This window comes from Paenibacillus prosopidis (assembly GCF_003337375.1).
GTDB lineage: Bacteria > Bacillota > Bacilli > Paenibacillales > Paenibacillaceae > Pristimantibacillus > Pristimantibacillus prosopidis.
Map to the genome: position 1 here is coordinate 242,674 of NZ_QPJD01000008.1, position 25,390 is coordinate 268,063.

At 47.1% G+C, this 25,390-nt stretch carries 21 protein-coding genes and 2 tRNA genes; 18 read left to right on the forward strand and 5 right to left on the reverse strand.

Going from position 1 to position 25,390, the window contains the following annotated elements:
* Window positions 1–10 precede the first annotated feature (10 nt).
* The 3 genes from DFP97_RS14670 to DFP97_RS14680 all read left to right on the forward strand — a co-directional run bounded on the left by DFP97_RS14670 (window position 11) and on the right by DFP97_RS14680 (window position 1,595).
* A tRNA-Lys gene (locus tag DFP97_RS14670) sits at window positions 11–86 on the forward strand.
* 55 nt (window positions 87–141) lie between these two features.
* A tRNA-Leu gene (locus DFP97_RS14675) sits at window positions 142–226 on the forward strand.
* A 217-nt stretch (window positions 227–443) separates the two neighbouring features.
* Window positions 444–1,595 carry a Gfo/Idh/MocA family protein gene (locus DFP97_RS14680; RefSeq protein ID WP_114380931.1) on the forward strand — a complete coding sequence of 384 codons (1,152 nt, stop codon included), beginning with the start codon at window positions 444–446 and terminating at the stop codon, window positions 1,593–1,595.
* 4 nt (window positions 1,596–1,599) lie between these two features.
* Here the strand turns inward: DFP97_RS14680 and DFP97_RS14685 are convergent, their stop codons facing one another.
* A complete protein-coding gene (locus tag DFP97_RS14685) occupies window positions 1,600–2,493 on the reverse strand; it encodes an AraC family transcriptional regulator (RefSeq protein ID WP_114380932.1) in 894 nt (297 codons plus the stop codon).
* Window positions 2,494–2,595: 102 nt separating this feature from the next.
* Window positions 2,596–2,934, reverse strand: a complete 339-nt coding sequence (locus DFP97_RS14690; protein WP_114380933.1) for a L,D-transpeptidase — start codon at window positions 2,932–2,934, stop codon at window positions 2,596–2,598.
* 335 nt (window positions 2,935–3,269) lie between these two features.
* Between DFP97_RS14690 and DFP97_RS14695 the strand changes: the two genes are divergently transcribed.
* The 7 genes from DFP97_RS14695 to DFP97_RS14725 all read left to right on the forward strand — a co-directional run bounded on the left by DFP97_RS14695 (window position 3,270) and on the right by DFP97_RS14725 (window position 12,747).
* The gene (locus DFP97_RS14695) at window positions 3,270–4,841 is read left to right on the forward strand and encodes a response regulator transcription factor (protein ID WP_114380934.1); all 1,572 of its coding nucleotides are present in this window, start codon (window positions 3,270–3,272) and stop codon (window positions 4,839–4,841) included.
* Between the two features lie 17 nt (window positions 4,842–4,858).
* Window positions 4,859–6,607, forward strand: coding sequence for a sensor histidine kinase (locus tag DFP97_RS14700; RefSeq protein ID WP_114380935.1), 1,749 nt, complete (start codon window positions 4,859–4,861; stop codon window positions 6,605–6,607).
* 182 nt (window positions 6,608–6,789) lie between these two features.
* A complete protein-coding gene (locus DFP97_RS14705; protein ID WP_114380936.1) occupies window positions 6,790–8,499 on the forward strand; it encodes an extracellular solute-binding protein in 1,710 nt (569 codons plus the stop codon).
* Window positions 8,500–8,606: 107 nt separating this feature from the next.
* Window positions 8,607–9,569, forward strand: coding sequence for an ABC transporter permease (locus DFP97_RS14710; protein ID WP_114380937.1), 963 nt, complete (start codon window positions 8,607–8,609; stop codon window positions 9,567–9,569).
* Window positions 9,570–9,582: 13 nt separating this feature from the next.
* Complete coding sequence (locus DFP97_RS14715) at window positions 9,583–10,530, forward strand: carbohydrate ABC transporter permease (protein ID WP_114380938.1); 948 nt, start codon at window positions 9,583–9,585, stop codon at window positions 10,528–10,530.
* A 33-nt stretch (window positions 10,531–10,563) separates the two neighbouring features.
* A complete protein-coding gene (locus DFP97_RS14720) occupies window positions 10,564–11,571 on the forward strand; it encodes an endo-1,4-beta-xylanase (protein ID WP_114381019.1) in 1,008 nt (335 codons plus the stop codon).
* Window positions 11,572–11,607: 36 nt separating this feature from the next.
* The gene (locus DFP97_RS14725; protein WP_114380939.1) at window positions 11,608–12,747 is read left to right on the forward strand and encodes a family 8 glycosyl hydrolase; all 1,140 of its coding nucleotides are present in this window, start codon (window positions 11,608–11,610) and stop codon (window positions 12,745–12,747) included.
* Between the two features lie 293 nt (window positions 12,748–13,040).
* Here the strand turns inward: DFP97_RS14725 and uraA are convergent, their stop codons facing one another.
* Window positions 13,041–14,342, reverse strand: a complete 1,302-nt coding sequence (uraA, locus tag DFP97_RS14730) for a uracil permease (RefSeq protein ID WP_114380940.1) — start codon at window positions 14,340–14,342, stop codon at window positions 13,041–13,043.
* A 119-nt stretch (window positions 14,343–14,461) separates the two neighbouring features.
* Window positions 14,462–15,376: an ArsR/SmtB family transcription factor gene (locus DFP97_RS14735; RefSeq protein WP_114380941.1), complete on the reverse strand. Its 915-nt coding sequence runs from the start codon at window positions 15,374–15,376 to the stop codon at window positions 14,462–14,464.
* Between the two features lie 334 nt (window positions 15,377–15,710).
* Between DFP97_RS14735 and DFP97_RS14740 the strand changes: the two genes are divergently transcribed.
* The 3 genes from DFP97_RS14740 to DFP97_RS14750 are packed head-to-tail and all read left to right on the forward strand — an operon-like array spanning window position 15,711 to window position 18,850.
* Window positions 15,711–17,018, forward strand: coding sequence for an ABC transporter substrate-binding protein (locus DFP97_RS14740; RefSeq protein ID WP_114380942.1), 1,308 nt, complete (start codon window positions 15,711–15,713; stop codon window positions 17,016–17,018).
* Window positions 17,019–17,055: 37 nt separating this feature from the next.
* Window positions 17,056–17,997 carry a carbohydrate ABC transporter permease gene (locus tag DFP97_RS14745; RefSeq protein WP_114380943.1) on the forward strand — a complete coding sequence of 314 codons (942 nt, stop codon included), beginning with the start codon at window positions 17,056–17,058 and terminating at the stop codon, window positions 17,995–17,997.
* 4 nt (window positions 17,998–18,001) lie between these two features.
* Window positions 18,002–18,850 carry a carbohydrate ABC transporter permease gene (locus DFP97_RS14750; RefSeq protein WP_114380944.1) on the forward strand — a complete coding sequence of 283 codons (849 nt, stop codon included), beginning with the start codon at window positions 18,002–18,004 and terminating at the stop codon, window positions 18,848–18,850.
* A 90-nt stretch (window positions 18,851–18,940) separates the two neighbouring features.
* Here the strand turns inward: DFP97_RS14750 and DFP97_RS14755 are convergent, their stop codons facing one another.
* Window positions 18,941–19,321, reverse strand: a complete 381-nt coding sequence (locus tag DFP97_RS14755) for a sensor histidine kinase (protein WP_114380945.1) — start codon at window positions 19,319–19,321, stop codon at window positions 18,941–18,943.
* Between DFP97_RS14755 and DFP97_RS14760 the strand changes: the two genes are divergently transcribed.
* From DFP97_RS14760 to DFP97_RS14780, 5 genes are all read left to right on the forward strand, one after another.
* A complete protein-coding gene (locus tag DFP97_RS14760; protein ID WP_181873530.1) occupies window positions 19,322–19,645 on the forward strand; it encodes a hypothetical protein in 324 nt (107 codons plus the stop codon).
* 337 nt (window positions 19,646–19,982) lie between these two features.
* A complete protein-coding gene (hflK, locus tag DFP97_RS14765) occupies window positions 19,983–21,023 on the forward strand; it encodes an FtsH protease activity modulator HflK (protein WP_245976263.1) in 1,041 nt (346 codons plus the stop codon).
* Window positions 21,020–21,886 (forward strand): protease modulator HflC, encoded by an 867-nt coding sequence (gene hflC / locus DFP97_RS14770; RefSeq protein WP_245976243.1) that lies wholly within the window; start codon window positions 21,020–21,022, stop codon window positions 21,884–21,886. The genes hflK and hflC overlap by 4 nt, the downstream gene beginning before the upstream one ends.
* Before the next feature lie 138 nt (window positions 21,887–22,024).
* The gene (locus DFP97_RS14775; RefSeq protein ID WP_114380946.1) at window positions 22,025–23,746 is read left to right on the forward strand and encodes a sensor histidine kinase; all 1,722 of its coding nucleotides are present in this window, start codon (window positions 22,025–22,027) and stop codon (window positions 23,744–23,746) included.
* The gene (locus tag DFP97_RS14780; RefSeq protein ID WP_114380947.1) at window positions 23,743–25,299 is read left to right on the forward strand and encodes a response regulator; all 1,557 of its coding nucleotides are present in this window, start codon (window positions 23,743–23,745) and stop codon (window positions 25,297–25,299) included. Before DFP97_RS14775 ends, DFP97_RS14780 begins: the two co-directional genes overlap by 4 nt.
* The last annotated feature ends 91 nt before the right edge of the window (window positions 25,300–25,390 follow it).

Sequence of the window (25,390 nt, forward strand, 5' to 3'; positions counted from 1 at the left end):
GTCACAGTGAGAGCCATTAGCTCAGTTGGTAGAGCACCTGACTTTTAATCAGGGTGTCGAAGGTTCGAGTCCTTCATGGCTCACCATTTACTTCAACCCTCGAAGTAAGTGCGGGTGCAGGATTAATTAAACTTCAAATATGCGGTAGTGGTGGAACGGCAGACACGCTATCTTGAGGGGGTAGTGTCCCATGGACGTGCAGGTTCAAATCCTGTCTACCGCACCATAACTTAAATAATCGAAACCCTTGCGGAGCAAGGGTTTTTTTTGATGCAGTGAAAGATGAGTCCGATTGGGAAGATTAAACCGCAAAGTAGCGTCATTTTCTCACAATCTATGCATACATTTGAAACCGTTTGCTTGGTAAGCTTGTTGCAACAAGTAAATCTAATGCTCTCGCAGCTGGTTTTGCTTTGCAAAACGTATTTTAGGAGGTTTCAACTATGCTTAAAGTAGCCATAATCGGTGCCGGGGCTATCTCTACGGCTCATATTGAATCATATTTGCAATTTCCCGAACGCTGCCGGATTGTAGCCATCAGCGATATTTACGAAGAGAAGGCATTATCTCGAATTGAACAATTTAAGCTGGAAGCAAAGGCGGTATCGGATTACAAGGAGCTGCTTAGCGAGGACATTGATATCATATCGATCTGTACGCCGCCTTATACGCACGCTCCACTTGCGGTCGCATTTTTGGAAGCGGGCAAACACGTCATCGTCGAGAAGCCAATGGCCTCCTCCTTGGAGGAGTGCGACCTTATGAACGAGGCGGCAAGGAAGAGCGGGAAAGTGTTGTCCGTCATCGCTCAGAACCGGTTCAAAACGCCGATGATGAAGCTGAAATCGGTGCTGGACAGCGGACTCATGGGCAAGATCCTGCATGCTCAGGTCGATTCGTTCTGGTGGCGCGGACACTGCTATTATGATTTATGGTGGCGGGGAACGTGGGAGAAGGAAGGCGGAGGCTGTACGTTAAATCATGCGGTGCATCATATCGATGCTTTGCTGTGGATGATGGGCCGCCCATCGGAAGTGCAGGCGTTTATGACGAATGTATCGCACGACAATGCGGAGGTAGAGGACTTATCGATCGGCATGCTCCGTTATTCGGATGGCGCGCTTGCGCAAGTAACGAGCTCCGTCGTGCACCACGGCGAGGAGCAGCAGCTTATTTTCCAAGGGGCAAAGGCGCGTGTCTCCACGCCATGGAAAATAAAAGCGTCCACCTCTATGGCGAACGGATTTCCTGAGCCGAATCCTTTGCTGGAGCAAGAGCTTCAGCGCTATTACGACGCCTTACCGGAAGTCGTGTATGAGGGACATGCCGGACAAATCGACAACGTTCTTACTGCTATAGAAACCGGGCAGCCTGTCCTTATCGACGGTATAAGCGGGCGTCAAACGCTTGAGCTTATCGTCGGCATCTATAAGTCGGCAAGCACGGGGCAGCTTGTGCAATTCCCGTTAAGCCCGGATGATCCGTTTTATACTCGAAGCGGCATGCAGACTTGTGCAATTCACTTCTATGAGAAAAAAACATCGGTGGAAAACTTCACGGATCAGTCGATCACAACGGGAAGCAGCTACAAATGACGGCCTAGTTCATCTTCTTAAATTTTTCGTGAAACTGTTTGCGGTATTGATGCGGTGTCGTACCCATGTGCGTCTTAAATAATTTGCAAAAATAGGAGCAGTTGGTTAAGCCGATTTCCTCGCCAATTCGGGCAATCGATTGATCGGTCGCGGTGAGAAGCAGTATGGCCTGCTGCATTTTTTTGGCCGTCACATAATCGGAAATGCTGCTTCCCGTACACTCTTTGAACAAATGGGACAAATGATAGGGAGAAAGGTGAAGCTCACTAGCCATATGGTCCAGTCGCAAAGGCTCTTTATAATGGTGCTCCAGCCAGCTAAGAATTCGTTCTGCCTGATGCGTTTTTCGTGCAGCGCCTAAAACGGGATGCTCCGTCTGCTGTTCCCACAACTGCTTGAGTACTCGGAAGAAGGCCACGAGGAACAAAGAAAACTCTTCAAAGTAATCATTCTTGGATAGGCTGGGAAGCCTTTCATTCAAGCTTCTCAGCAAGCTATGCAGTGCTTCGGGCTCTCCCAAATTGTACATACAGTTCCCGGAGAGCTTGCTCATATGCACTTTTCGGAAAAAAGCTTGCAATCCCGGCCATTTGTCAAAATACGTTTCGTATAGGGATGGCTCAAAATGAACGATAGAACGTATGAAGGGCGTCTCCCGGCTAACATCCATCTGAACATGGTGCAGCTGGTAAGGCTGAAAAATGCACATCATTCCTGAGGTGATTTCATAGCTCTTTTGTTCGATGATAAGTGTTCCTTTTCCCTGATGGATAAATAATATTTCAATGCCTTGATGGGCATGAAACGTCCCTTGGAACTGCTCGTTTCCGTAGCTTGCACGCTGGTAGGCAAAATAAAGCGGGATCTCTTGAAGATCGACGTTGTGGATGTAAGTCATAGAAGCACATCCTTACTTACAGATTAGGCTTAGTCTAATCATTTTACCACAACGGCAGGTGAAATTTATCGTTCGAGATGAGCTAACGTGAATGTCTATTCGCTATGGCCGAATCGTAACGCGCGTCCGTATGGGTACTATTTTTGATAAAGCGATAACATCGTCGTTATACATACGGATACACCCAAGCGAAACCATACGGCCGATAGAGGAAGGGTCATTAGTGCCATGAATACCGTAATGCGGTTTGGACAGCCCCATCCAGAAGGCACCATATGGACCGCCGGGATTAGCTTGTTTATTAATGATCGTGAATTCACCGGTAGGTGTTTGGGTGACCATTTTACCGATACCGACCGGGAAGGAACGAACGACTGTATTGCCGTCCAGTAAGTGCAGATGACGGTCTGACAGGTCTACTATAATGCGATAGGCGGGCATGCTTACTTCACTCCTTTCGCTCTATGCTATGTGGAAGGAAGGCAGGATGCTTCATAATTTACAAGAAGGGAGTGCCCAAGTTGGCGCTCCCTTTCTTCATGTGCGGCTAGCTGATTTACTACAGAATTACCCAAAGCAATAAAAGGCGGTATATAGTAAACTAAGGAGAATCTATATTTTTTGCAGTTAAAGTGCACATCGGATTACAGTATACTTAAATGGATTGAAAGCGCTTCCTGTATATTGAGATGAATAAAATGACATATGCCGGTAAGGCACCAGCAAACTTGAGCGAATATCCAGCCGCATGAAGACAACGATCTCAAGGGGGACTTATGATGTTCAAGGTAGTTTTGGTTGATGATGAGTTGTATGCAAGACAAGGCTTAAAGCAATTTACCGACTGGAACAAACACGGATTCGATATCGTGGCCGAGGCTGCGAACGGCGAAGAGGCGCTGCATGTAATCGAGCAGATCAAGCCGGATTTGGTCGTCACCGACATCCGGATGCCGGTGCTGGACGGGCTGGAGTTGATTCAAGCGGTGAAGGAAAGAAAGATAGCGGAACCCTCGTTTATTATTGTCAGCGGGTACGGCGATTTCAAATATGCGCAGAAGGCGGTTCGTTTCGGCGTCAATGACTTCATTTTGAAGCCGATCGACGAGGAGGAAATGGAACAGACGCTCCAAACGTTGAGTGAAACGTTAAGCAGGAACATACAATTTCAAGCGGATCGGGCAAGAATGCTGAGCAAATCCTTCTTCGATGGTTTAGTGACGGGAACGCTGGATAAGGCCTTGTCTTCCGATATGATGCGGGCATTGGGGCTGAGTGAAGATGAGGAGTTGTGCTATTTCGACGTTGAACTCAATGATCTTCAGCTTACCCCTGACGATTCGGAAGGGCGATGGAAAACGGATGTTGCTAACGCGATATCTTCTGCGATTGATCAAGCGGTCGTTTATGTTCATGAGCGGCAGAGAGGCGTGTACGGGTTTGTCGCGTGCCAGCGAAGCTGGAAGAGCGATGACCTCAGCTGGAAGCAGTTTGCCGATATGCTGCAGCTGCGGCTTCGCGAGCAATTAGGTGCGAATGTCGTTCTGTATGGAGGGAAGGCTGTATCTGCGGTCGAGCTCGTTCCCGAATCGTATCGAACAGCCGGCGAAGCTTGGAAACACAAATACGCATCGACCGCAGATGGGCCTATGCTGTTCGAGGAGTGGGAAGGTTGTCCTGTCCGATACTTAGAAACGGACGACAGTGTGGTTGCGAGACTTATGCTAACCATTGAAGAGAATGAGCCGACGGCTCTGTCCAGCGAGATCGATGAAATCTTTGATAAATTCAAAGCGGAGCATTATGCGCCGGATGCGGTGGTTAGGTCAATAACCCGGTTCATCTTTGGCGTCGTGCGGATCATAGAGAGCATGGATGGCGACAAAAACGGTTTGCTGATGCTGGATACGATGGTTACCTGGACGCAGACGCCCGCTTCCTTACAAGGACTAAAAGCCATGTTTATAACCTTTATTCAAGAAAGCACGGTCTATATTGCAGTGCTTCGGAAAAATAATTCGAAAGGCAGTATTCAGAAGATCAAACAATATATTGAGACGCATTACGACCAAAATCTGAGTCTCAAAAGCATAGCTGCCGTTTTTTATATGAATCCGGTCTATTTGGGACAGCTGTTCAAGAAAACATACGGCGTCTATTTTAATGAGTTTTTGCTCCAAACCCGTATGCAGGAAGCGAAGCGGCTGCTTCGCCAGACGGGGCTTCGGGTGTACGAAATCGCGGATAAAATCGGCTATAGTAACGCGGATTATTTCGTGACTCAGTTCGAGAAGGTGGAACGGAAGACACCGAGCGAATACCGCAGCGCCCTATACGCCAAAAATTAAGGTCTGGTGGTTTGTATATGCTGAAACTAAGCTTAAATCACGTGAAGCTGCGGGACAAAATGCTGCTTATTTATTTTTTATGCGTGCTGATCCCGATCGTTCTGACCAACGTGATCTTCTATAATGTAACGACGAATAACGTTAAAAATCAAAAAATGAAAGATATCGCCATTACAGTCGAGAAGGCAAGGAACGACCTCCGCTCCCAAATCGATATCGCTCTTGGAATCTCCTCCGTATTAAACACGGATTATTTCTTAAACGAAAGCTTGGAGAGATTGTACAAAACCGATAGTGAATATATAGCTAGCTACAACACCGACATTGTCTGGATTTTGAACAAATACAGTCCAGTCTATAAATCCATAAAGCAAATTACGATTTATACGGACAATCCGACCATTATAGGCGGCGGATACGTCATACCCATCACAGAAAAGGTTGAAAATTCCGAGTGGTACCGGGAAATCAATCAGACGTCTTATCCGATCGTTGTCCGCAATAGTGAATTGGGCGCGTTTGGCCGCGAAAATATGTACAGCATCATTCGAAAGCTCAATTATTCCGCCGATCAGAACAAGTGGCAAAAATTCGTGAAAATCGATATCCACGCCGATGCGATCGGGAAGGTGTTCAGCTCCATCGCGCTGGACGGCGACGTCTTCCTGGTTGACGAGGACAACATTATCCAGTATTCGAACCGGCGGGACATCGATTGGGTGAATCAAAAGGCCGCTTACTCTCCTTCCTACTTGGCAAGCGATGCTTTTCTATTTGAAGAACGATATTCAAACATGAATGATATTGGCGACTGGAAGATTGTGCTAGCCGTGTCTGAGGAGAAGGTATTGGAGGAGGTTCGGAAGTCCAGGGTATCCGTTTATTATTTAGCTTTGACTAATATATTGATCCCGACGCTGATCATTGCGTGGATTATGAAATCGCTAAGCGCACGTCTGGTTGGATTGCTGCGGCATATGAAGAAGGTGAAATATGGCTCCTTCCATACAGTGGCGTACGGGGATCACCGTGACGAGATCGGGCAGCTCACAAGAGAGTTCAACTTGATGACCCTGCAAATTAAAACGCTGATCGACGACGTCTATGTCGCCGATATCCAGAAGAAGGACCTTGAGCTGAAACGAAATCAAGCGCAGCTGCACGCGCTGCAAAGCCAAATCAACCCGCATTTCCTGTTTAACGCGCTTGCGACCATTCGAACGCGAAGCATGATGAAAAACGAGGTAGAGACGGCTAAAATCATTCATAATATGGCAAAGATATTCCGGAAATCGCTGCAATGGGGCAAGGATTGGGTCAGCGTCAGGGAAGAGATGGATTTGGTGCTGTGCTTTTTAGAGATTCAAAAGTACCGGTTTGCTGATAAGCTGAACTATCAAATCGAGGTGGACGAGTCCGCTTATAGCTGTACCATTCCTAAGATGATGCTTCAGCCACTGGTGGAGAATGCCAGCATTCACGGCATCGAGCCGCTCAAGGAAGATGGCCTGATTACGATCAGAATCGAGCATCGTGACGGATCGCTATATTTTAGCGTGAAGGATAACGGCGTCGGCATGAATGAGGAGGAATTGGGCCGAATGATGAGATCACTGCATGAGAGCGAAGATATGGGGGACAACGTAGGTATCAAAAACATCTATTACCGGTTACAGATGTATTTCAACGGTGAAGCTGATTTTGAAATAACAAGCTCCCCGGGAGAAGGGACGCTGGTCCACATTCGAGTACCTGATCGCGGGTAGCAATAATGGATAACCTATGGCGCGGATTGAATGTCGGAACCTCCGGTATCGTTCCGCGCCGTCTTATGTTGTTTGTTTTTGAAAGTAAAACCTTTAGTTTGCCGGGTAACAGAGAAACCGGTTTCATTTTATACTGAAAGTGCTTACAAAATAATGGCTGTTGAAAGGGGATTCTACAAAACATGCACGTTAAGAAATGGATGACAGGAGCGATTGCCGCTGCAATGCTGTTCACGGTCATTGGCTGTTCAGGCGGGAACGGAACAAATGAGTCGGCGACGCCGGGCAATAACAGCGAGACGAAGAGCAACGGGGCCGAAAAGCCTGCTTCACTTGAAAAGGTGACTTTCAGCTACTTCAATGCAGCCGCTGCGGCGAAGGACATCAATACAAACGAAACGACAATCGGGAAAATGCTCGAAGACCAAACGGGGGTTAACTTTAAAATTGAACATTTGGTCGGCGACCTCAATACGAAAATCGGTACGATGATCGCCTCCAACGACTACCCGGACGTATTGATTCCGGATGCAGCGATCGACAAAGTCCTCGACGCCGGGGCGTTCATACCGCTCAATGACTTGATCGAGGAGCATGGTCCGAACATTAAGAAAGTGTACGGTCCTTATTTCGACCAAATGAAAGCGGCAGACGGAAACATTTATTTTATTCCGTTCTCCAACGTAGTCGGCGAGTATGTCCCGGATCCGTCCATCGGTCAAGGTGCGTTCTGGGTTCAGCGCCGCGTATTGGAAGAAGCAGGCTATCCGAAGATCAACAAGCTGGATGACTACTTTAAGCTGATTGAAGACTACATGAATAAGCATAAAGACGAAGATCTGACTGGCTTCATGACCCTTACGCACGACTGGAGATTTTTCGCAACGTCGAACCCTCCGATGCACCTCGAAGGGTACCCGAACGATGGCGGCGTTATTGTCGATATGAACACGTTTGAAGCAAAAACGTATGCAGCGGCAGACTCCACGAAACGCTGGCTGCAGAAGTTGAACGACATTAATGCAAAAGGTATGTTCGACAAGGCCTCCTTCGTTGACAACTACGATCAATATCTTGCAAAAATGACTTCCGGCAAAGTACTTGGTTTCTTCGATTACGGCTGGCAAGTCGGCAACGCGACAAACAACTTGAGTGATGCGGCGAAAGCTGACCCGTCGAAGGACGGCTTGCGTTACTTCCCGCTTCCGGTTACGTTTGACGGTCAGAAGGACCAATACCTCGATCCGCCAAGCTTTGTTAAGAACCGTGGTATCGGCATCACGGTAAGCGCGAAGGATCCGGTCCGCATTATTCAATATTTCGATAACCTGCTGAAGGAGGAAAACCAAGTTCTTCGCAGCTGGGGTATTAAAGGCGAGACGTTCGAAGTGAATGATCAAGGCCGCATGTACCGTACGCCGGAGCAAATCGCCAAGATTGACGAGACGTTCAACGAAAAGTTCGGTTTCAAATACTATTCGTGGAACTGGCCGCTGTGGGGCAACGGCTCATCCTTCCCGGATGGAAACGCCGTGTCGCCGGGCGTACAACCGGAAGTATTCCAAATGAGCTTAACGGACGCCGATAAAGCGATTCTTGAGAAGTATGGCGTAAAAACGTATTCGGAAATGTTTGCAGCACCGGATGAGCGTCCTTGGTTCCCGGCATGGGCGATTCCGAAGGAGCAAGGCTCGCCGCAGCAAATTTTCACAACGAAGAGCGATGAAATCACGAAGAAGTACTTCCCGAAACTCGTTCTTGCAAATCCATCCGAGTTCGAAGCCGTCTGGGCGGAGTACACGGGCGAGATGGGTAAACTCGATACGGAACAATATGAGAAATGGACGACAGAAGAAGTGAAGAAGCTGATCGATCTGGCTAAAGCGAAATAAATGAAGCAGTAAAGGAAAGGTCGGCCTGAAGGGGCTCACTTAAGAGCCTCGCGTCCGACCTTTTCACCCTATTTATCCCGAATCGGTGCCGGAAGGAGAAGAAATGTATGGAGAACACACCACTGACGGCGTCTGCCAAGACGGAATCCAATAAACCGGCGGGTTTTTTCACGAAACTGGTTCGACAGCGCGCCCTTGTCCTGATGTCTGTTCCGTTTATTTTATGGTTATTTATATTTAAATATTTGCCGCTGTGGGGCTGGACAATCGCGTTTCAAGATTTTAAGCCGGCTAAAGGCTTCTTTAATCAAAGATGGGTAGGCTTCGAGCATTTTTCGTTTTTGTTCCAGGATGAACGGTTTTTAAGAGTACTGCGAAACACGCTTGCAATGAGCTCAATAAATCTCGCGCTCGGCTTCGTTACAGCCATTATTCTAGCTCTTCTGTTGAATGAGGTACGGCATGTCTATTTCAAGCGTGTCGTTCAGACGGTCAGCTATTTGCCTCACTTTATTTCCTGGGTCGTAGCGGCCAGCATCGTACAATCGACGCTCTCGCCCGATGGGATCATTAACCAAATGATGCTTTGGTTCGGATGGGTGGACAAAGGCAATGAGATATTATTCCTCGGGATAGGGGAATATTTCTGGGGAATATTCGGGGCATCCTCGGTTTGGAAGGATGTAGGCTGGAATACCATCGTATATTTGGCTGCCATGACCATGATTGATCCGGCCCAATATGAGGCTGCGAAAATGGATGGCGCGAATCGGTTCCAGCGTATTTGGTACGTGACGCTGCCAGGCATTAAGCCGGTTATTATCGTCCTGCTGATTATGCAAATCGGACATCTGCTTGAAGCGGGCTTCGAACCGCAATACTTGCTCGGCAACGGCATGAACGTGGACTATTCCGAGGTTATCGATATTTTCGTGCTCAAATACGGTATCGCACAAGGCAACTTCTCGCTCTCGGTCGCTGCGGGGATGTTTAAGACCGTAGTCAGCTTTATTTTATTGTTCGCTGCGAACTATTTAGCGAAGCGGATGGGCGAATCCAGATTGTTCTAAGGAGGGTTAGATCATGGCAACAGCAGCTATATCATCGTCGAAGCCGAAAAAGGCGCATCGCATATCTTCATCGCGCGAAGACCGGATTTTCGACATTTGCAACTATATCTTCTTGGTCCTGCTCATGGTCGTCACCTTGTATCCTTTTCTAAACACGGCGGCGATTTCTCTAAATCAAGCAAACGATACAATCCGCGGCGGCATCTATTTGTGGCCGAGATTGTTTACATGGGATAACTATGCATATGTATTCAAGGAAGCAAGCGTGTTTCATGCAACGATGATATCGGTGCTTCGGAGCGTGATTGGTACCGTGGTTACAGTATTCTGTTCGGCGATGGTCGCTTACACAATCAGCCGGCAGGACTTCGTTCTCCGCAAATTCGTGACGCTTGCGTTTATTTTGACCATGTATTTCAATGGCGGCTTAATTCCGAACTTTCTGCTTGTACGCGAGCTGGGCATGCTCGGCACATTCTCGGTTTATATTATTCCCGGCATCATCGGCGTATTTAATTTGATCATTATTCGCTCCTTTATCGACGGACTGCCTGAAAGCATCCTCGAATCCGCCCGGATCGACGGCGCCGGCGATTTCACGACTTTTATCAAAATTGTGCTTCCGCTCTGCGTGCCGGTGTTAGCTACTGTAGCTCTCTTTACAGCCGTATACCAGTGGAATTCATGGTTCGACGTGTTCCTGTACAATTCGTCTTATCAGGAGCTGAGCACTCTGCAGTACGAGCTGCAGAAGATTTTGCAAAACTCGAACGCATCATTAACGGCCCGCACAGCAAGTGATGCCTTTGCGAATGCTAATAATGATGCAGCGAATGCTGTCACTCCAATGGCGGTACGTGCTACGATGACGATCGTCGCGAGTTTGCCGATCATCATGGTGTATCCGTTCCTTCAAAAGTACTTCGTCAAAGGTATGATGGTTGGCGGAGTCAAGGGTTAATGTCTACCCAAGAAAAGAGGAGAAAAACAAATGATGCGACATTCTAATAATCCCGTGATACCTAAATTGTATGAGGCATTCAGCCAATCCTTCGATATCGGTGCCGCTGTAAATACGAGAACGATACAGACGCAGAAAGAGCTTCTGGCCTATCACTATAACAGCATCACACCGGAAAATGAGATGAAGTTTGAAAGCCTGCATCCTTCGGAGGATACGTATACGTTCGAGCACGCGGATGAAATTGCCTCTTTCGCCAAAGCCCAAGGCATGAAGCTCAGAGGGCATACGCTCGTGTGGCACAACCAAACGCCGGACTGGCTGTTCCGGGACAGCAAGGACGGCACAATTGAGGCCGAAACGCTGCTGACCCGCATGAAAACGCATATCGATACCGTTGTGAAGCGGTACAAAGACAGCATATACGCCTGGGATGTCGTAAATGAGGTGATCGCGGATGAGGGAACAGAGCTGCTGCGACACTCAAAGTGGCTCGATATCGCGGGAGAAGGCTTCATTGCGAAAGCTTTTGAATACGCGCATGAGGCGGACCCGAAAGCGGTGCTGTTCTACAACGATTACAACGAGAGCAATCCCGTGAAGCGGGAAAAAATTTATAAGCTGGTTAAAGGCTTGGTCGACCACGGAGTTCCGATTCACGGCGTCGGGCTGCAGGCGCATTGGAATATCACGAATCCGGGATTGGACGACATTCGCAGCGCAATCGAGAGATATGCTTCCCTGGGGCTGCAGCTGCAAATTACGGAGATGGATGTGTCGGTATTCGAACACGATGACCGGCGGACTGATTTAACCGCGCCGACAGAACGGATGAAGGAGCTGCAGACGGAGCGCTATGAACAGTTTTTCAAGCTGTTCCGCGAATACAAGCAGCACATTTCGGCGGTAACGTTCTGGGGTGCGGCCGATGATTATACATGGCTTGATTATTTCCCTGTTCGGAGCCGTAAAAATTGGCCGTTGCTGTTCGATGAGCAGCAGCAGCCGAAGGAAGCGTTCTGGCGCGTTATCAAGGGCTAGCGAAGCAATAACACTTTATGCCGGGGGGGACTTACAATGTCGGGGAAATTAGGCGCCTTCTATACAGGGCAATATCGTAACGTTTTTCTGGAATGCGGCTACAGGGAGGAGGAAATCGAAGCAAGGGTTCAGCATACGTGGAATGAGCTGTTCGAAGGCGATGAAGACACCCGGATTTATTACGAGGCAGGTGACGGCAAAGCGTATTTTCTCGACACCGGCAACCTGGACGTAAGGACCGAGGGGATGTCCTACGGGATGATGATGGCGGTGCAGATGGACCGCAAGGACGTATTCGACCGTCTATGGAAGTGGACGATGGACCATATGTACATGACGGATGGTCTGCATGCCGGCTATTTCGCGTGGTCGTGCAGTCAAGACGGCACGAGAAACGCGAACGGCCCGGCACCGGACGGGGAAGAGTTTTTTGCGATGGCGCTGCTGTTCGCCTCGTTTCGCTGGCAGGAGGGGCCGCCCCCGTTCGATTACGGCAGGCAGGCTCGCGATTTGCTGCACACGTGCATTCATAAGGGAGAGAACGACGACGGTTATCCGATGTGGAACTCGGACAACAAGCTGATTAAGTTTATCCCAAACTGCGAATATTCAGATCCGTCGTATCATTTACCGCATTTTTACGAACTGTTCGCCTTGTATGCCTACGAGGAGGACCGCGCGTTTTGGAAGCAGGCTGCGACAGCAAGCAGAGAGTATTTGAAAATTTCTTGCCATCCCGTAACAGGCCTGGCGCCGGAGTATGCCCACTACGATGGAACGCCGAATAACGACCGGGGCTACGGGCACTTCTTCAGCGATTCCTATCGGGTTGCGTGCAATGTCGGATTGGACTGGGAATGGTTCCGGGGCGACGCATGGGAAATCGAAGAAGCGAACAAGCTTCAATCGTTCTTCGCGGATAAGCAGCCGGACGATTACCGCCGGTATACGGTCGCTGGCGAGCCGTTCGAGGAAAAATCGCTGCATCCGGTCGGCTTGATTGCGGCGAACGCCATGGCGTCGCTTGCTGCCGACGGACCGCATGCGCGCGCCAATGTGGAGTTGTTTTGGAATACACCGGTCCGTACCGGCGCACGCAGATACTACGACAACTGTTTATATATGTTTGCCATGCTGGCCTTAAGCGGCAATTACCGGATGTGGCTGCCGAAATAAGCTTAGTTTTAGTCTGGGGGCCACCGGCTCCAGAAGTTCAAGAAACACCGATTTACTTCAAAGAGTCAAGACTAACCTTGATACTTTTCATAGGATCCTGACTAACATCCTGCTCTACGAAATAATACATGACGCCGACATCTCTGAGAATTCGGAAAATCGAAGGAAAATCGATGAACATAAAGAAGCTTATCGTCCATACGCTTGAGCTTCAAAGCGCAAAAAAAGGGCCATCTCAAAGCCGTGTAAACGACGGTGAGATAGCCCTTTTGTATAGCCGGTTTGGCCCGGAACTAATGCCCCGCCGCTTCGTGATCGTTCGAAAGCTTCAACACATCAAACAGCTTGAACAGCAAGCTAAGAACGATTGCGACTACTGTAGCGAGCGCCATGCCGGATAAGGAGAAATCGCCAATGGTCAATTTCACGCCGCTGAGGCCCGTAACGAGCACGACTGTCGTCAGAAACAGGTTGGTCGGCTTGCTGTAATCAACCTTTGATTCCACAAGCATTCGAAGGCCGGAGGCGGCGATAACGCCGAACAGCAGAAGGGAGACACCGCCCATGACCGGCTCTGGTATTCCAGAGATTAATGCAGAAAACTTACCGGAGAACGAAAGCACAATCGCAATAACCGCTGCTCCTCCGATGACGAATGTCGAGTAAACCTTGGTGATCGCCAGTACGCCGATATTTTCGCCGTACGTCGTGTTCGGCGTGGAGCCGACGAAGCCGGACAATACGGTTGAAATGCCGTTACCGAGCATGGAGCGGTGAAGACCGGGATCCTTCGACAAGTCTTTGTCGACGATGTTGCCCGTTACAACCAAATGACCGATGTGTTCCGCGATGACGACAAGTGCCGCTGGAGCAATCGCAATGATCGCTGTCCAATGAAACTCAGGGAACATGAAATGCGGCGATTGGATCCACCCGCTTTTTGATACACCTGTGAAGTTCGTAAGACCCATGGAAAAAGCGATGACGTAACCGGTAACGATACCGACCAGAATCGGAATAATTCGCATAAAGCCGCGGAACAGTACAGAGCCGAGCACGGTAACAGCCAACGTTATCGTGGATAGGGTCACGATGCTAGGGTCCGGTACCCAGGTTGCCGGGTCTTTGCCAAGAGGAACGATCCACCCGGACATCCGTGCCGCGACTGGAATAAGCTCCAAGCCAATAATAGCGACGATAGCGCCCATGGCCGCCGGCGGAAATACGACATGGATCCAACCCGTGCCAGCCGCTTGAATAATGAGTGCCACGATCGTGAATATCAAGCCGGCAAAAATAAATCCGCCTAAAGCTGCGGCGTAACTGCCGCCGCCTGCTGCTTGATCGCCGATAACCGCGCCGGCAGGAGCTAGAAAAGCGAAGCTTGAGCCCAGATACGCTGGAATTTTTCCTTTACAAATCCACAAATACAGCAGCGTGCCGATACCGTTCATCAGCAAACAAATCGCCGGATCGACGCCAAGTAAATTCGGTACGAGTACGGTTGAACCGAACATGGCAAAAAGATGCTGCAGGCTGAGCATGATGCTTTGCCCTATAGGAGGTCTTTCATGGACCCCGATTACGTTTTTCATTTTGAGACTGCCTCCATTAAATATGTAGTTTATGAAAAGACCCTTGTCGATTCTACATATTCAGTATTGGTTTGGCAAGTGTTTTCTTATAACAGTAACAGTCCTATTAGATGTTTCTTTTACTTCTCGATAACATCGTATAAAACTCTGGCAATCAGATCCTGCTTGTAATTCCCGAAGTGTTGTCCGTAAATGGTCAGTCCTCCCGCTTGTCCTGTTTCGGAAACGCCGATTTTGAACTTAATATCCATATGCTCATGCAGCTTCAGATCGTTAATGGTCACCTTAGAAATTAGGCAGCCATCGATGAACGTACCGCTTTCGTTAATGCGGAGGAGCTTTAGGAGTCCATACTGGTTCAGGTGGGGCGGCCACCAATCCGGATTATTTGTCCCTTTCTCGCCGCCGAAGTCGCCGGGGGAGGTCCATACGCCAAGCATGATATTGTTCACGCTGAAGACAATATCAGAGGGGTAATCGTTATTGTAGCCCGGCGCTTCCGAGCTTAGCTCCATGATGAACTGAAGCTCTTTGAAATGATGATTCCGTTTGAGGTAATTTGGAATCCGGTATTCAAGGAAACCCTTTGTCAACCATACGATTCCCGCGTTTATGCGCTCCGGATCGGCGAAATAACGCGGATTGTCGAATTCGCCGATAATGCTGTCATTGGTTGCCAGACCGCAGGTCGGTTCGGAATGATAGTCGCAATAATGGCCAACCTGTATTTCAACCTCATAGATGCTTTCCACGCCTTTCTTACGCAATTCGACGGTTAGCAGATCTTCATTTAAATAGCAAATTTTCTGAATGCCGTGCTTGCCTACCGCAGTCGTAATATCAATGAGTCCGCTTTCCTCCAGTTTCTTGATGTGCATCGTAATCGCGCCGTTCGTAAGGCCAAGCTTCTCTGCGATTTCGTTCATGTTTAAGCTATCGTATTTGGTTAACAGCTGTAGAATTTCAATTCGAATTTCAGAGCTTAATGCTTTGAAAATATTTAATCCTGAACGGAGTTCTTTGATATGGATCAAGATGAACCGCCTTCTTTCCGCCTTCATTGTTTTAAAACAGTATAAACTAAAAGGCTGAATGTGAGAAGAGAATTAGCCGAATATGACTATTTACTTATTCTAATGAACTCTTACATAGCGTATCTGCTTATTTCAACTTGAAATCAGTACGAAAAATGTCATTATTAGTCGAAATAAACCATCTTTAGTTTAAATTAATATCAATAAAATCAATATAGTAAACGCATACATTTCCATATTGACAAGTTAATTGGTTGAATTTATGATTAAAACGCAAACTGTTTTATAAAAGTTTAAAGTAAATCAATTAAACTATTTTAAGGGGGAAAAAGAAGTGAAGAAGCAACTGCTTGTGATACTCTCTCTTCTGATTATGCTCACAGCCTTGTTGACAGCCTGCTCGAGTAATAATGGCAATGCAGGAAATTCCGGAGATGGCAGCGGGAAGACGACCAATCTGGAATTTTGGACGTTCAATGAGCTTCATGAAAAGTTCTACCAGGACATGACGAAGCGTTGGAACGAAGCTAATCCGGACCGGCAAATCAAGCTGACAGCTAACGTATACCCTTACGATGATATGCATAATAAATTGTTGGTAGCGCTTCAATCCGGGAAGGGGGCGCCCGATATTGCCGATATCGAGTTGAACAAATTTCCAAACTTCCTGAAAGGCGAACCGCAGCTCTTGTCTTTAAATGATGTAATTGAGCCGGAGCTGAACAATTTGGTTAAATCCAGGCTGGATATTTACGCTAAGGATGGCCAATATTACGGAATTGATTTTCACGTAGGCGCTGCAGTTATCTATTATAACAAAGAGATTCTCGACAAAGCGGGAGTCAATCCTGACGATATTAAGACATGGGCTGATTTTGAATCGGCCGGTCAGAAGGTGCTTGATCAAACAGGCGTTCCGATGACATCGCTGGAAACGAGCGACCTTTGGTCGCTGTGGCCGCAAGTTGCCCAAGCACCGGGAAACGACGACTTCCAAACGGCGGATGGCCAGTTGAATATAACAAGTCCAATTGTTGTGAATGCGCTCAACTATCAACAGGGCTTGCTTGAGAAAGGCATCGCGATACCTGTTCCAGGCGGTAATCACCATTCGGAAGAGTATTACGGCTTGATGAACGGCGGCGGCGTTGCTTCCGTATGGATGCCGATGTGGTATATGGGACGGTTTACCGATTATATGCCTGATTTGAAAGGTAAAATGGTTATTAAGCCAATGCCGGCTTGGAAGGCAGACGAGCCGCGTTCCGCAGGTATGGGCGGCACAGGGACCGCCGTAACGAAGACCTCTAAGAACCCGGAGATTGCTAAAGAGTTTTTGGCGTTCGCCAAGCTCTCCAAGGAAGGCAATATCGAAATATGGAATCAGCTCGGCTTTGATCCACTCCGCTCGGACGTATGGGATGCACCTGAGCTTAAAGAGCCGAACAAATTTACGGATTATTTCGGTACTGATATTTTCAGCGTACTTACAGAAGTGAAAGAAGAGATCGAAGGGGTCAACATTAATGAGAAAACGCCTACGATTTCCGATATGTTCAGAACATCAGTAATTGTCCGTATTCTGCTCGACAAAGAAAACACCGAGAAGGTACTGAAGGAAGCAGCCGAGCAGTTAAAATAACAGGTTTGCATTCGCAAACCTTTAAGGAGGGGGAATCATGACAGACAGCGCCCTGGAAACGGCGGCAAACACGGAGGCGAAACGAAAAGCGAAGCGCTCTGGCATTTTATACTCGCAGAAGTTCGCCCCGTATTATTTTGTATTTCCGTTTCTCGTTTCCTTTGCTGTTTTTTTCGCTTATCCGGTATTGTCGGCCATCAACATGAGTTTTCAGGAGGTGCTTCCTGGTCAGGTTAAATACATTGGGCTGGATAATTACAAAGATTTATGGAATGCGACTTTTCTAAAAGCCATTTTGAATAGTACGAAATATACGATTTATACGATTGTTATACTCATACCCGTACCGCTTGTTTTGGCCGTGTTTCTACATTCGAAGCGAATGATCGCCAAAAACTTTTTCCGTTCCACGCTGTTCATTCCTGCTCTGACCTCGGTCGTTGTAGCGGGAACTGTCTTCCGGCTGGCTTTCGGCGAGTTAGAAGGGTCATTGATGAATTCATTTGTCATGTGGCTCGGCTTCGAGAAGCAGCGCTGGCTCGGCAATGGAGCGCTGGCTATGAGCACGCTCGTTATCCTTGCGGCATGGAGATGGATCGGAATTAACTTGCTTTACTTTATGGCCGGATTACAAAATATTCCGAAGGAATTGTACGAGTCGGCGGAAATTGACGGCGCATCGACTTGGAATAAATTTTCCCGTATTACGATTCCTCTTCTCCGGCCTATCACGATTTATGTGTTTACGATTAGTATTTACGGCGGTTATTCGATGTTTACCGAGAGTTATATGCTGTGGAACGGCAACCGGTCGCCGAATGACATTGGACTGACAATTGTCGGTTATTTATACCGGAATGGGCTGGAGCAGAATAATCTGGGTCTTGGTTCTGCCGTAGGGTTTGCGCTGCTGCTCATTACCTTTGTGATTACGATCGGTCAGCTCAAATTATTCGGTATGTTCCGGAAGGAGGAGTAACCGGGTGGATACGACAGTAAAAACAAAGTGGACGTTAAATCAGGTACTGCTTCTAGCTCTGTTTACTGTATTTGCCGTGTTCTCGTTATTTCCGATCGTTACTCTGACGATTGCCTCCTTTAAGCCGGCTCAGGAGCTAATGAGATTCGGTCTTAACCTGAAAATCGACCCTGACCTCTTTTCCTTAAAAAACTATACGTATTTGTTTTCCGGCGAATCATTATACTTGACCTGGTACAAAAACAGTATTGTCATAACTGCGATCTATACTGCACTGTGCTTGTTTATATCGTCGATGATTGGTTACGGGCTTGCCGTCTATAAATTTCCTCTTCGTAACCTAACGTTCACATTAGTGCTGATCACGATGATGGTACCGCTGGAAATCATTATGCTTCCGCTTTACAAGCTGTCTATTTCTTTGCAGCTGATTGATTCTATATGGGGAGTAATTCTTCCTTTTATTGCTGCTCCACTGCCGATTTTTTTCTTCCGTCAATATGCAGGCGGGCTGCCGAAGGATTTCCTGGACGCTGCGCGCGTGGACGGATGTACGGAATTCGGAATTTTTGTACGGATCATGATGCCGCTTATGGCGCCTGCTTTTTCCTCGATGGCAATTTTGCAGGCATTGTTTTGCTGGAATAACTTTTTATGGCCGTTAATCGTGCTGCGCACGAATGAGCAATTGACGATTCCAATCGGGTTATCCACTTTACTGACGCCATACGGAAATAACTTCGATATGTTGATTTCGGGTGCTGTGCTTGCCATCGTACCCATTCTGATCGTATTTCTTTTTTTTCAGAAATATTTTATCGAAGGTATGACAGCAGGCGGGGTCAAAGGTTAAGCATTGCAGCACGGAAAAATAGAAAAGCTGTCCCGCGAGCAGAGAAATCTGCCTATAGGACAGCTTTTTTTTGCTGAGCGATAAATTGATTTACCGTCCAGGAATACGAATGGTAACTGTCGTTCCGATACCGAGCCGGCTATATACCGTGACGCCATAGGAGTCGCCGTACAATAGCTTAATCCGATTGTCTACATTACGAATGCCGTAGCCTGATAACGTGTCGCCGCTCTCTGGCAGCTCGCAGTCGTTTCCTCTTCTCATACCCATGCCGTCATCAATGATTTTTAACAAGATATCAGGACCTTCCCGGTATGCTTTAATGATGATATTGATACCAAGCTTGTCGTCCCAAATGGCATGATTAATACAGTTTTCCACAAACGGCTGCAGCGTTAGCTTGACGATCGGGCAGGGCAGCACCGACTCCTCGATTTGATAATGGACGCGGAGCAGGTCGGTGAATCTCACTTGCTGGCCCCTTATGATTTGCCAGGCCGTTATGAATGTACGGAAATCGACAAGATGGCCATCAAAAACCTGTCTGATTCCGTTTTCGATTCAGCGATTTATGATGGGCTTGGTCCGCAGAGCGGAACGCCTGAGGCTTTGAATGAGCAGAAGGTGAACGATATCTTGAAGCAGGCCTTAACGAAGGCGATCATGGCCAAAACTGCGGATGATGCCAACGGCATCTATGACAAAATGCTGAATGATATGAAATCGGCTGGCGATGAGAAGGTCGAAGCTGTATATTCGAGCAACTACAATGCACGTAAGGATTTGTGGAAATAAGGGGTAGTTATTTATGGAGGAGGCCAGCTAAAAGCTGGCTTTTTTCATATCAGAAATGTGGAGGACGAGAGAGCAAGCGAAAAGATAGCATTATTTGAAAGGCTGGACATAGATTCCTCTAGGGGGCTAGTCGTCTGAGATCTATGGAACGGAAGCGAATGGCAGGTTGCGGCAGGTGCGAGCGAATTGCAAATGGAGCTGGCGCCTTCCGAGTCGAAGCTGCTGCTGATCAAGCAGCCTTAATCCATTGTGAGAAAACCGTGACCTTAGGCTTATTACCGCGTATTATCCCCTAAAGTACCATTTTTTCAGAAGGGGAGAGATCACTTTGAGCACAATGGATCAAGACCAGAACCAGAGCCAGACTCAAATGAACCGCAAGCCGCCTGAGTTCAAGCCAGGTACGGTCAAAAAAATCGTCATAGGGCTTGCAGCCGCAATCATTATTATTTATCTGGGGTCATCGTCGTTCTATACGGTACAAGAGCAAGAGCGGGCAGCCATCCTGACATTCGGTAAGTATACGGGGGAGAACTCAGCAGGGCTGCACTTTAAGTGGCCGTATCCGATACAACAAGTCATTACTGTTCCGGCGGAGCTGACGCAGCGAATTCATATCGGTTATCGTCAGAACGGGGACGAAGTGATTCCCGTTGACGAGGAAGCAATGATGATCACGGGTGATGAAAATATCGTATCCGCAGACGCTGTCGTGCAGTGGAAGATAAGCAATATTCATGATTATTTGTACAATATTGATGATCCGGAGCAATTTTTACGCAATGCGGCAAGCTCATCGATTCGTTCGGTAATCGGCTCGGAAAAGCTGGATTACGCCATTACGGATGGTAAAACGGTTATTCAAGACAAGGTTCGGGAGAGACTGCTGGAGCTGCAGGCTAAATACAACACAGGCATTCAAATCATCGATATTAAATTCCAGGATATCGAGCCGCCTAGCGGTCAGGTAGCGGAAGCGTTCCGGGAAGTAACGAACGCGCGGGAAGAGAAAAATACGAAGATCAATAATGCGGCCAAATACGAGAATGACCGCATTCCGAAAGCGCGAGGCGAGGCTCAGGCGCTTATCGAGAACGCGGAAGGCCAGAAGAAGTCGAGGATCCTGAACGCGGAAGGTGACGTGGCCAAGTTCAATGCGATATTCGGAGAGTACAAAAATAATCCGGGCGTCACGCAAAGCCGTTTAGTACTCGAGACGTTAGAGAAAATATTGCCTAACGCCCAAATTTTCATAACGAATTCGAACAGCGATACGGTCAATTACTTGCCGTTAAATGAACTGCTGCGAAACGGATCGTCGAATAATTCGGCCACGCCGCCTGCCGCAAATGCTCCGCAAGGAGGCGATGCCGAGTGAAAAGAAATCAATGGATTGGTCTCATTGCAGGCGTGCTTGTTCTAATTCTCGCATCAGGCTCGATGTATATCGTGAAGGAAGGCGAATATAAGGTCGTTCTCAAGTTTGGTGAAGCCGTGAGGGCAGTAGGAGAACCGGGTTTGAAGTTTAAAATTCCGTTTATCGAGAATGTTTCGACGCTCCCTAAATATCAGATGACGTATGAGAGCAGCCCGACGACGATTTTAACGAAGGATCAGAAGCCGATCGTCGTCGATAATTACACCGTATGGCGGATTAAGAACGCCTCGCAATTTTTACGAACCGTTCAGTCGGTCGGCGGCGGCATTCAACGTATTGATGAAGCGGTGTATAACTCGGTTCGCCGTAAGCTTTCGGAGGTAAATTACGATAACATCATCAGTGAAAATACGGCGCGAGGCAACATTAACGACGAGATCACGAAAGACGTTATAGAGGCATTGACGCGAGATAATTATGGTATCGAAGTTATAGACGTACGCATTAAGCGTACCGATTTGCCGGAGGAAAATAAGCAAAGCGTGTATAACCGGATGATCTCGGACCGTCAATCGATCGCGGCAAGGTATTTGTCCGAGGGTGACGAGGAGTCGCGCAAAATCACTTCTAAAGCTGATCGTACCGCTACCGAGCTGCTTGCTCAGGCGGAGGCCGATGCGAAGAAGATTATCGCTGAAGGCGAACGTGAAGCGGCAAAAATTTATAATAAAGCGTATGGCAGCGATCCGCAGTTCTATAACTTTTACCGGACGCTGGAAAGCTATGTAACGACTTTGCAAAATGAACCGGTCATCATGATACCGATCGATTCGCCATATGCCAAAATATTGTTAGGCCAGTAAATGAGAAGCCGTGTTCTATCCGTTATTTTGGATAGAGCTCGGTTTTTCTTTTGCCTGCTTCTTTATTTATGCCTAATTGCAAGGTAAGATGAACGTATATAATTCGACAAATTACACGGAAATCAACAGGGGGAGCGAATGAATAAGGAAACCCGCAGAAAAACGTTTATACCGTTTACTTATAAAATGATGATTCCATACCTCATACTGGTTTTGTTGACTGATGTGTTTATCGGTTATATTTCTTATACCATGCTTATTGAATCAAGGACGGAAATGGCTGAGACTAATATTCGTACGGCTATGGAACAGACCAGAAATAATGTGAAGTATCAGCTGGATGAAATAACGCGAATGTCCGACACACTGTTCAGCAGTCTATCCTTTCAACGGGCGCTTCAAAGAAAAGGTGATCCTTTGCAAAATTACCTTACCATGATGGATGAGATCGTCCCGCAAATGAAAGGGCCGCTTCAATTGTATGGCAATAATATCCGGCTTCTCGTTTATACGACAAATGAAGATCTAAATTATATTCAAGGCGACGATTTGACGGAACAGATTAAGGACAGCGACTATTATGTTCTCCCCATAAATGAAATTGCGAACAGCAGTTGGTTTCAAGCACTAAAGGATTCAGATATGGATAATCTTTGGCTGCAGGTCGACAGTGATAAAAAGCTGGAACACATCTCCCATTTTCGAAAATTGGTATCCTACAGCGACTATAAAACCGTTATCGGGTATGTTAGAATTACAACCCGGCTTACCGATCTTCTTGGCGACTTTAATTCTTTTCCGGTTGAGGAAGGCATTATCCTGCGACTATTCGATGAAACCTCGGGAACTAATTTGTTTCAGCGTGGTGAAACGAGTCAAAGGATCAGCGCTGAATCGTTTCTTATATTGAGGGAGAGCATTCCGGAAACGGGCTTTGTCATTGAAACGCTGGTACCCTATTCATACCTTGAAAAAGACGCCAGCAGATTGCAGTCCGTTATTATAATGGTGTGTTCGATCAGTTTCTTGTTTATGGCTTTTATCGGATTTATAGTGGCAAGATTGTCGGGGCGCAAGATGAAGCGTATTGTAGCCTTTTTGCGTTCTTTCCAGGAGGGTAATTTCCAGAAAAGGATACGGTTCAGCGGAAACGATGAATTTGTCCATATTGCCGATGCATTTAATGTTATGGCTACAAATACGCAGGAGCTTATTAATCGGGTTTATGTGCAGGGTATACAAAAAAAGCAAGCGGAGCTGGAGGCGCTGCAGGCTCAAATCAATCCTCATTTTCTTTATAATACGCTCTCAACGATAAGCAGTCTTGCTAACCTCGGGGAGACGCAAAAAGTAACCGGCATGGTCAGCGGACTTGCGAAGTTTTACAGACTTTCTCTAAACCAAGGGAACGTTTATATCCCTCTTGAAAAAGAACTGGAACAGATCGAAACCTATCTTGATATCCAGAAAGTGAAGTATGCTGATGCCTTTACCGTTTATTTTGATATAGAACCGGACATTAAAGACATTCAGGTCATCAAATTGATACTGCAGCCTTTTGTTGAAAATATTTTTAAGCATGCTTGGTTTGGTGATAAGATTGCCATCCGTATTACCGGAAAGCGGATTGGGGATCGAATTGAGTTGAAAGTGATTGACAACGGGATAGGGATGAGGCCGAATACCGTTAAAAACTTGCTGATCGGGCCAAGCCAATTGGGCGGGTATGGTCTAAAAAATGTGGATGACCGTATTAAGCTCAGGTACGGCGATGAGTTCGGCATTCATATCGGGAGCATTTACGGAGGGGGAACTACGGTGCAAATCTTACTTCCAGACAGGAGGCACAATCAGGAATGAATATCTTATTAGTTGATGATGAAGCTGTTGATCTCGAATGGCTTCGCCGCAGGGTTGTTAACAGCCATTTATCTTTGCAGGTAATCGGAACGGCCAATAACGGGTTTAGCGCTTTGAAAATTTTGGAGTCGGAGCAGGTCGATATTATCCTTTCCGATATCAGGATGCCAATTATGTCCGGCATGGAATTTGCGCGGAAGGCCAAGGAGCTGAGTCCACAGGTGCAGATCGTATTTATAAGCGGGCATGAAGATTTCGGTTATGCGAAAGAAGCGCTTCAGCTGAGTGCCTCCGGCTATCTGCTCAAGCCTGTCGACGACGGCGAATTGTACGATATGCTGGCTTCCTTATGCGAGAAGGTGGAGAAGGAACGCGAACAGAATCGCAGCGTATCGGAGGCTTTGACGCTTGTTAATCAGGAGCTGCTATTGCGTTGGTTCAATGATCATTCCCAGGGAGAGGCCCATCATCATATAAAAGAGTTTCTAGCGCCGTTACTGCGTTGCGGCACTGCAGCAGCTATTATTGAAACCGATGATATAGAATGGAAGATTGCTGAAGAAGAACGACATGGATATATGACAAATATTTCTCGATTTATCGAAAATTTTGCTCAGGAAAAAAACATAGGCACATTAATAATAAGTCACGATTCACGCTTTGTTTTGCTTTCAACCGTTCAGGAGGAACGTTTTACCTCATTGCTTGGAGAGTTAATTCTAGCCGTTCGTCATGCTTTTCCTGTTACGATTACGATCGGTACCGGAATGTATACAAATGAATTGAGCGGATTGCACGAGTCCTATCGGCAGGCCCAGGCTGCATTGAGCGCGAAATGGCTGTTAGGGAAAAACAGATTGATCAAGGACGGTTCTAAGTCGTCACCGAAAGGAGCACTCGCCCCGAATATTGAAGAGAGCGTCGAACGGATGCTTCAGGCTATACTTGAATATGATTTGGTAACGATTGATGATTGCTTATTAAAGCTGTTCAACAGAAATGTATCCATATCCCAGAAAAAAGACATATATGATCTTATTATCCGCATTACCTCTAAGCTGCATGCAGATTTGCTGCAGCGAAACGAAAACTTGTATGAGCTTCTAAAATGGGAATCTCATCAACCAGCCGTTTTATTCCAGTTCGAAACGATGGATGATATCCTCTCATGGCTCCGAAGAAGATTTTTTGAATTGTCGGAGCTGCTGTATGTCAAAAAGCAAAAGCAAAAACGAAAACTGGTAGAGGAAATCATAAAGTATCTCGAAGAAAAGCTGGAGCACCGCGTTACGCTCAAGGAGGTTGCGGCAAACTTCGATTTTACGCCCAATTATCTCGGGTCTTTATTCAAAGAGGAGACAGGCATTCTTTTCAGCGATTTTTTGAACGAGATGAGGATGAACCGGGTGTGTCAATTGCTTACCGATCCTACGCTTAAAGTATATGAAATTGCCGAACGCGTAGGGTATAAAAATATCATTTATTTTAACCGGCAGTTTAAACAATCAACGGGGATGACACCAGGTGAGTACCGGAAAAAGAACAAAATCTAATCTCAACTGATATCGAAAGCTCGCGTCTAAAGCAGACCGCGGGCTTTTCTTGTTATTTGCATCGAAGTATAAACTTATTATTTGCAAATCG

Excerpts from the sequence above, each read along its gene's own strand:
- DFP97_RS14715 (WP_114380938.1), top strand. The coding sequence starts at position 9,583 with ATGGCAACAGCAGCTATATCATCGTCGAAGCCGAAAAAGGCGCATCGC.
- DFP97_RS14690 (WP_114380933.1), bottom strand. The coding sequence starts at position 2,934 with ATGCCCGCCTATCGCATTATAGTAGACCTGTCAGACCGTCATCTGCAC.
- DFP97_RS14705 (WP_114380936.1), top strand. The coding sequence starts at position 6,790 with ATGCACGTTAAGAAATGGATGACAGGAGCGATTGCCGCTGCAATGCTG.
- uraA (WP_114380940.1), bottom strand. The coding sequence starts at position 14,342 with ATGAAAAACGTAATCGGGGTCCATGAAAGACCTCCTATAGGGCAAAGC.
- DFP97_RS14695 (WP_114380934.1), top strand. The coding sequence starts at position 3,270 with ATGATGTTCAAGGTAGTTTTGGTTGATGATGAGTTGTATGCAAGACAA.
- DFP97_RS14775 (WP_114380946.1), top strand. The coding sequence starts at position 22,025 with ATGAATAAGGAAACCCGCAGAAAAACGTTTATACCGTTTACTTATAAA.
- DFP97_RS14745 (WP_114380943.1), top strand. The coding sequence starts at position 17,056 with ATGACAGACAGCGCCCTGGAAACGGCGGCAAACACGGAGGCGAAACGA.
- DFP97_RS14725 (WP_114380939.1), top strand. The coding sequence starts at position 11,608 with ATGTCGGGGAAATTAGGCGCCTTCTATACAGGGCAATATCGTAACGTT.
- hflK (WP_245976263.1), top strand. The coding sequence starts at position 19,983 with ATGGATCAAGACCAGAACCAGAGCCAGACTCAAATGAACCGCAAGCCG.
- DFP97_RS14780 (WP_114380947.1), top strand. The coding sequence starts at position 23,743 with ATGAATATCTTATTAGTTGATGATGAAGCTGTTGATCTCGAATGGCTT.
- DFP97_RS14710 (WP_114380937.1), top strand. The coding sequence starts at position 8,607 with ATGGAGAACACACCACTGACGGCGTCTGCCAAGACGGAATCCAATAAA.
- DFP97_RS14680 (WP_114380931.1), top strand. The coding sequence starts at position 444 with ATGCTTAAAGTAGCCATAATCGGTGCCGGGGCTATCTCTACGGCTCAT.
- DFP97_RS14685 (WP_114380932.1), bottom strand. The coding sequence starts at position 2,493 with ATGACTTACATCCACAACGTCGATCTTCAAGAGATCCCGCTTTATTTT.
- DFP97_RS14720 (WP_114381019.1), top strand. The coding sequence starts at position 10,564 with ATGCGACATTCTAATAATCCCGTGATACCTAAATTGTATGAGGCATTC.
- DFP97_RS14700 (WP_114380935.1), top strand. The coding sequence starts at position 4,859 with ATGCTGAAACTAAGCTTAAATCACGTGAAGCTGCGGGACAAAATGCTG.